This window comes from Hominiventricola sp., assembly GCF_057604405.1.
Genome location: NZ_DBLYVB010000111.1, coordinates 1 through 1,054, shown reverse-complemented (window position 1 = coordinate 1,054; position 1,054 = coordinate 1). Strand labels below are relative to the sequence as shown.

At 45.4% G+C, this 1,054-nt stretch carries 1 pseudogene; it reads left to right on the top strand.

The features are described 5' to 3' along the window. Positions 1-1,028 (top strand): annotated as a pseudogene (locus ACZMB2_RS14430) (IS1182 family transposase); the annotation flags it as partial. Between the last annotated feature and the right edge of the window lie 26 nt (positions 1,029-1,054).

Genomic DNA, 1,054 nt, shown 5'->3' with positions numbered 1-1,054 from the left:
GCAAACAGCAAAAAGATGCGGAAACGGATTGCAGATGAGGAAGCACTGTTCTTCGAAGAGCAGTTAAAGAAGGAAATCAATGAAGACCGGGAAGCGCATGGTAAAAAGCCTCTGAAAGAAAAGAAGGAAGATCCCAAAGATCCCCCCTCCTGTGGTGGCAGCTCTGATGGAAAAGAAGAAAAAACGGTCAAGGAAAGTACAACGGATCCGGAAAGCGGATGGTTCCGAAAGGGTGAGCATAAAAATGTTTTTGCGTATTCCGTGCAGACAGCCTGTGACAAAAACGGATGGATTCTGGGTTATAGTGTAAATCCCGGCAACCAGCATGACAGCCGGACATTTAAATCCCTGTATGATAAGATAAAAGACATTGGCATTCAGACACTGGTAGCCGATGCAGGATACAAAACACCAGCGATAGCAAAGTTACTTCTGGATGATGGCATCACACCGCTTCTGCCGTATAAACGCCCCATGACCCAAGATGGTTTTTTCAAAAAAGCCGAGTATGTGTATGATGAATATTTTGACTGCTATGTATGCCCGAATGATCAGGTGCTGGCTTATCATACGACGAACCGTTCCGGATACCGGGAATACAAGAGCTGCGGAATGATCTGTGAAGGATGTCCATATCTGAAGCAGTGCACAGAAAGCAGGGATCATGTGAAGGTAGTGACCCGGCATATCTGGGAGCCGTACATGGAAAAGTGTGAGGATATCCGGCATACGATTGGGATGAAGGAAGTGTATGCGCAACGGAAAGAGACCGTAGAGCGCCTCTTCGGAACAGCAAAAGAAAACCACGGATTCCGCTATACACAGATGATAGGAAAAGCCCGGATGGAAATGAAAGTCGGGCTTACGTTTGCCTGCATGAATCTGAAAAAACTGGCAAAGATGATAGCCAGGAAGGGAAAAAGGGGAACCCAAAAGTGTTTATTATTGATCAAGTACACACTTTTTGAACCCAAAACAAGAAAAACGCTTTTGGAGTGCTGACCAAAAGCGTTTTGTCTACAGTCTGAAACGATCCATAGGATCGTTTACGAAT